This is a genomic window from Flavobacterium sp. AJR, from assembly GCF_002156885.1.
Lineage (GTDB): Bacteria > Bacteroidota > Bacteroidia > Flavobacteriales > Flavobacteriaceae > Flavobacterium.
In genome coordinates, this window is sequence record NZ_NCWQ01000019.1 from 46,680 (window position 1) to 53,604 (window position 6,925).

Here is a 6,925-nt window from a genome sequence, read left to right on the forward strand (position 1 = left end):
TGATTTAAAAATAATCAAAAATAAAATCCGTTTTAATCCGTGTTTTCGCCTTAGCGAATCCGCATAATCCACGTTACTTTCGCAAAGAGTTAGATAGAATTAAATTGATTTTTTTTTTTAAATCATTTCAATCCTTTTAATCTGTGGCATAAACTTTCCAGAGTTTATACTGGTATTTGTTGGCTTAAACAATGTAATGTTCCGAATCCCCAGATAAAATCAACACAACTAATTCCGATTACTTCTCTATCAGGGAAACATTCCGAAAGGATATTAAGTGCTACGCGATCATTACTATCATTAAAAGTAGGAACCAAAACGCTATTATTCAGAATTAAGAAATTAGCATAACTTGCTGGCAATCTTAAATCTTCAAAGTCTATTCGTTTAGGCATTGGCAAAGCAACAATTATTGGAGATTTTCCGTTCTCTAGCTTTGCATTTTGCAACCTTTTTAAGTTATCCTGCAAAGGTTCGTAGTTTGCATCATTTTTATCGGTTTCTACAATCGTTACAATCGTATCTTCATTTACAAAACGACACAAATCATCAATATGACCATGTGTATCATCCCCTTCTATTCCATCTCCTAACCAAATAACATTGGTTATTCCTAAATACTCTTTAAAAACAGCTTCGTAATCTTCTTTGGTGAAGTTTGGATTTCGAACTTGAATACTTGGATGCATCAAACATTCTTCTGATGTTAGTAATGTTCCTCTTCCGTTACTATCAATCGCACCACCTTCTACAATAACTGGTTTCCCTTTATACATTACTTGTGAAAGCGGAATATCTAAAACATCAGCAACTTTAGCTGGTACAAATTTATCTAATTGATAATTTTTATATTTAGCCCAACCATTAAAATTAAAGTTTAATGCTTCTCTTTTATCTCCATTTTTAACCACAATTGGTCCAGAATCACGCATCCAACTTCTGTTAGTCTTATGAACAATATAAGTAACATTGTTTAAATCTACACGTGCTCTTTCAAGCATATCATTCACTTTAGCTTTTAAAACTTCATCGGCAACTACCAAGAAAACAGTTTCATAAGTAGCTACTTTTTTTATAAACTCTACAAAAGCCCATTGAACTGCCTCGTATTTCCCTGGCCAATCTTTACCATTATGAGGAAAACACAATACAATACCTTGTTGTTTTTCCCATTCAGCAGGAAATCTTCTATTATTCGTTGTCATAAAAAGGTTCTAAATTAAAAAAGCAAAGATAATCATTCGTAACTTTTATCATTGTCCAATATTCATTTTTTCCTCTCCTTATAATATATATATATTCTCTAAAATAATTAAAAATACAATACTAACAAAGCAAACTTACCCTAGCCAAAGCCCTAAAACATGGGAATTATATAATACCGATAGAACACTCGTTTAAAACCATTACTCTAATTTTATGTTGAGTTAAAAAAATAGAGCTCACAAAAATCAAATTAAACAAATGATATCATGAAAAAGAAATTAGCTTCCGTATCGCTTTTATTACTATCCGTGGCAGCAGGTGCCCAAAACATGGCAACAACTTCTGCCCAACCTTCAGTTGAAAAAAATCCGTATAATAAATGGTCTATCGAATTAAATGGTGGTATAAACAAACCAACCAGAACAATGACCGAAGGGTATTCGACTGCTACACTTAGCCCATTTCATGCAGATTTAGGGGTAAGATACATGTTTAATCCAAAATTTGGTTTGAAATTTGACTTTGGGTATGATCAATTTAAAGAACGTGATGACACTCCCGATTTCGAAGGCAGACAATTAAGAACAAGTTTACAAGGGGTAATTAATCTTGGTAGAGCTTTAAACTTTGAAACCTGGACTAATACTTTTGGTCTGTTAGCACATGGTGGATTCGGAGTTTCTCAATTAAGTTCTGACACAGGTTTTGACGGAAAAGATTACACAGGTCACGGAATTCTTGGTCTTACAGGACAAGTTAGACTTAGTAATAGAATTGCTTTAACTGGAGATCTTACCGGAATCGTTAATGGAAGACAAAATTACAATTTCGACGGGATGGGCCCAACAACAAGTGGTAGCTTTGACGGCGTATTATTAAATGCTTCTGTAGGTTTAACTTTCTACTTAGGTAAAAACGAAAAACATGCCGATTGGTATTCTGAAGACAACGACAAGTACAACAAATTAGAAGAAAGAGTTGGTCTTATCGAAACAGGTCTTATCGATAGCGATAAAGATGGTGTAGCCGATTTATATGACTTAGAACCAAATTCTATTGCTGGAGTTGCCGTAAATACCAAAGGACAATCTATTGACAACAATCAAAATGGTGTTCCAGATGAATTAGAAAGTTACTTAGATAAAACCTACGGGCAAAAAAATACTACCGCTACAAACAATACTGTTGAGGAGTTAATTAACGGAGGATATGTAAACGTTTATTTTGACTTTAACTCATCAAAACCAACAAATGCGTCTTTATCTGGTGTTGACTTTTTAGTTAAATACTTAAAAAACAATCCATCAAAAAGTGCAGATATCGTAGGTTATGCTGACGAAATTGGAAGCTCTAGCTATAACACTGAGCTATCTAGAAAAAGAGCTGAAGCTGTGAAAAAAGTAGCTTTAAATGCTGGAATCGATGGATCTAGATTAAATGTTATTGCTAACGGTGAAGATACTTCTGTGAATAAAAATTCTAAAGAAGCTCGTCAAATCGTAAGAAGAGTTACTTTCCAGGTAAAATAAATTTAATTTTACTTTTAGAAACAAAAAAAGGACAAAATGTAAATTTTGTCCTTTTTGCTTTTATATAAATCAACTCAATTAGTCGATTGCTCTTTTAGTAATATCTCCAAAAGCATCTATTCTTCTGTCTCTGAAAAATGGCCAGTTCTGACGTACATTTTCTTGTAAATCTAAATCAACTTCGGCAATAAGAATTTCTTCTTTATCATGTGACGCTTGCGCCAAAATTTCACCTTGTGGACCTGCAATGAATGAAGCTCCCCAAAACTGAATTCCATCTGTACCATCGATATATTGCTCTAAACCAATTCTATTAGCAGCAGCAACAAATACACCATTTGCAACAGCATGTCCTTTCATCACGTTCATCCAAGCTCCATATTGGTTTTCACCATATTGCTCTTTCTCTTTTGGATGCCATCCAATTGCTGTTGGGTAAAACAATACTTCAGCTCCTTTTAAAGCGGTAATACGAGCAGCTTCCGGATACCATTGATCCCAACAAATTAATGTTCCTATTTTTCCTTTTTTTGTTTCAATAGCTTGAAAACCTAAATCCCCAGGTGTAAAATAGAATTTTTCGTAAAAATGTGGATCATCTGGAATATGCATTTTACGGTATAATCCAGCTTCAGATCCGTCTGTATCGATAATATAAGCACTGTTGTGGTATATTCCTGCCATTCTTTTTTCGAAGAAAGGAACAATTATAACTACACCTAATTCTTTGGCTAAAGCACTAAATGCAATAAATGAAGTACTATATAATGGTTCTGCTAAAGCAAAATTATCAACATCTTCACTTTGGCAAAAATAATGACTGCTATATAATTCTGGCAATAATATAACTTCGGCACCTTTATTTGCAGCGTCTTTTACCCAACTGATACACTTTTTCAAGTTGTTTTCGGCAACATCATTAAGGTTCAATTGAATAACAGCAATTTTATATTTCTTATTCGGCATGACTTAAAATTTTTAGACTGCAAAAATAGTTAATTTTCTAGATAGTAACAGAAAATCTAATTTAGATTATTCGTTTAAAATATTTTTTTATTTAAGAATTACTTTTTTATTAATTATTGAGTTATCATCCGTTATTATTTTTATGATATATATCCCGCTAGATTTCCCTGAAAGGTCAATTTTTTGTAGAACTCCTGCCTTTATACTATTTTCATAATTAGTAATTTTACCTAGTTCATCGATTACATAAACCGAAATAACCTTTTTATTATCTATCAAGTTAACATTTACAACTCCATTGGTTGGGTTTGGATATAAAAAAATATTGTTTTTTAAAATAGGTACTTCTATACCTAACGTCTGAGTAGTAAAAGATAACAAATCTGAATATAAGAACTTATTATTATCTCCATCAAAAGCTTTGAGTCGGTAATAATATTTTTCTCCTTTTATAAGATTATCTAAAACCGCATTAAAAGGAAATACAGCATATCCATAAACATTATTAGGAGTACTCATAATACTAGACCCTAGACTTTCTGTAGTTCCATATTCAAATTCTATATTAGTTAAAAATGCTCCAAAAGGATTTATATACCCAGTTAGTGTCGTTTGATTATTATTATCAATTACGTTTCCAGCTTTTAAAAACACCCTCTTAGAAAGATTAAAAATACCATCTTTACTATAAATTACATTCGCTCCGTTTAGCGCTTTTAATCTATAAAAATATATTTTATCAGAATCTAAATTGGTTAACAATGCTGTTACATAAGCTGAAGTACCTATTAAAACTTGGCTTACATTTGTAGAAATACTATTCTCATAGTTTAAAACCCCATATTCAAAAACTACGTTAGTTATATCATTACTATACGCATCAATATAAGCTGATAATGTCACACTATTATCCACTATAGTAGGATTAAATAAGATTATCTCATATTCTGATAATGTTGTAAAGGTACTAATTGTGCTAAAAATCTCTTTTTCATCATGTTTTGCTTTAAGTCTTACATAATAATTAGTTTTCGGTTTTAAATCTAATAAATTTCCATTAATTTTTTCAGTAGTATTAGCTTTAACTAAGATATTACTCTTTAAAATATCATATTTTGAAAAATCTTGTTTAGTAGTATATTGGAACTCAACATCCGAAATATCACTTCCATAAGAAGTAACATTTCCTTTGATTTCCGCTTTGTTTGCTAATACATTGGAAATAGCATCGATTGCTAATGAATATTCTTCTTTTGTAACAAAAGTCATCATCTCACTATAATAAGAAACATTACCACGAGATCCAACAATCCTGTAATAATAAGTTTTATTGGGCTCTAAATTAGATATTGGCAATGAAAAATCTAATGAAGAAGTAGCATATAATGCAATTGCTGAAATACTAACTTTATTTATTAATGAAGAATCAAAATATTCAACACGTACATTATCAACAGACCCCTCATTTACACTTACATTCCCAGATAAAACTGCACTTCGTGCAAGAATATTCTCTGCGGGATTTAATTGAAAAACAGTTGGTTTAAAATCGATTTTACTTTTTAATATTATACCACTTGCTCCTCCTACGTAAATATCCTTTCCAATTATCGAAATAATACAAGTTTCATAACTTTGCTCCAATTTAAATATATTATCCCAACTTTTTCCTCCATTTTCAGTCTTGTACAATTTTCCTTTTATATCAAAAACATAACCTACATTTTTAGAATAAAACTTAACATAGAGATAATTTTCATATGGAATTTCAAGCTTCGTCCAATTAAGCCCTCCGTTATTTGTCTTAAAAAGTAAACCATAAGCCCCAACAACATATCCAGTATCTTCATCTACAAAATCTATTGATTTTATATCTTCCTCAGCAGTAAAAACAACTTCCCAATTACCCCCTCCATTAATTGTTTTATATACTTTTTTGCTATAACTATTATATCCATATCCGATATTTTTATTCAAAAATTGCATTTTTTGAAAACTATTATCCGAAAGTCCTACCCAAGTGTTTCCTCCATCTATAGTTTTTTTCACACCAAATCTACCCGAAACAACACCTACGTTTTCAGAAAGAAACGACATACTGTCAATTCCACCATGCATAACTGCCAGACCTCCGTTTGATTTATTCCACGTCCTTCCCCCATCTAATGTTTTAAAAACAATCCCTTCATATGCCCCATCTCCTACCGCCGCATAAGCTAAGTTTTCACTCACAAATTCAAAAGCTGATATTCGATCAGCATCTATCGAACTCACTTTCTCCCAAGTTACTCCAGAATTAATTGTTTTAAAAAATAAATTTCCAGATTTAGCAATACCTATTTCATTCGTTGAAAACTGTAAATTGTTAATATCATAATAATTGGGAGAATTTTCAACCCATGTTTTACCACCATCCGTGGTCTTGATTATTCTGCCTCTCGCTCCAGTTGCGAATCCTGTTTCGCTATCTAAAAAATGTATTCCATAAATCCCAGTATTAAATATACGACTATCTTGAAAGCTAGCCCATTTCCAATTAAGACCACCATCGATAGTCTTAAAAATCACTCCATATAATCCTGCTGCATAACCTACACTTTCATTTACAAATGAAAAAGTATAAAAGGTATCATTCATATTTGGGATTTGCCACCAAGTTTCTCCTCCATCAGTAGTCTTATAAAGATTCGAATGCAGATTAGTAGACGAAAAACCAATATTCTCATCTATGAAATAAACTTCAGAAAAATCATAAGCAACTACATTTGAGTTTGTAGTTGCATACCAACTAGCTCCACCATCAATAGTCTTAAACATTCTTCCATCAGTACATGCAGCATGTCCAATCAAAGATGTAGTAAAAAAAGTTTTATTGATAGTAGCATTAGGAACTTTTAGATTATTCCAAGTATCCCCTCCATCTACTGATTTAATTATACTATTAGAGCTTGAAATAACAACTGTTGTTTCATTAATAATACTAATGGTATTAAAATTTACATAAAAAATTTTTTTTACTTCTGTCCATGAAGCTCCAAAATCAACTGATTTTAGCATATAACCATCATTCCCAATAACATAACCAACATTCTTATAAAACTTTAAATCATTACCGCTATTAATATCTTGTTTTTTCGTCCATGTTATTCCTGAATCATGAGTTTCTAATATTTCAGTATTATTTAAAATATACCCAACATTTTCAGAAATAAATTTAATATTTT

4 protein-coding genes are annotated in these 6,925 nt (G+C 31.5%); 1 reads left to right on the forward strand and 3 read right to left on the reverse strand.

All coding sequences use genetic code 11. The features are described 5' to 3' along the window. Positions 1-164: 164 nt before the first annotated feature. Positions 165-1,205 (reverse strand): agmatine/peptidylarginine deiminase, encoded by a 1,041-nt coding sequence (locus B8T70_RS06655; protein ID WP_086894339.1) that lies wholly within the window; start codon positions 1,203-1,205, stop codon positions 165-167. 267 nt (positions 1,206-1,472) lie between these two features. On the opposite strand from B8T70_RS06655, the gene B8T70_RS06660 reads away from it, so the two are divergent. Then, positions 1,473-2,735, forward strand: coding sequence for an OmpA family protein (locus B8T70_RS06660; protein WP_039113031.1), 1,263 nt, complete (start codon positions 1,473-1,475; stop codon positions 2,733-2,735). 78 nt (positions 2,736-2,813) lie between these two features. On the opposite strand, the gene B8T70_RS06665 is transcribed toward B8T70_RS06660, so the two are convergent. Together B8T70_RS06665 and B8T70_RS06670 are read right to left on the reverse strand one after the other, a co-directional pair. After that, positions 2,814-3,701, reverse strand: a complete 888-nt coding sequence (locus B8T70_RS06665) for a carbon-nitrogen hydrolase (RefSeq protein ID WP_035620980.1) — start codon at positions 3,699-3,701, stop codon at positions 2,814-2,816. Between the two features lie 87 nt (positions 3,702-3,788). Continuing rightward, on the reverse strand, positions 3,789-6,925 hold a 3,137-nt coding region (locus B8T70_RS06670), incomplete at its 5' end, for a YCF48-related protein (RefSeq protein WP_123912080.1).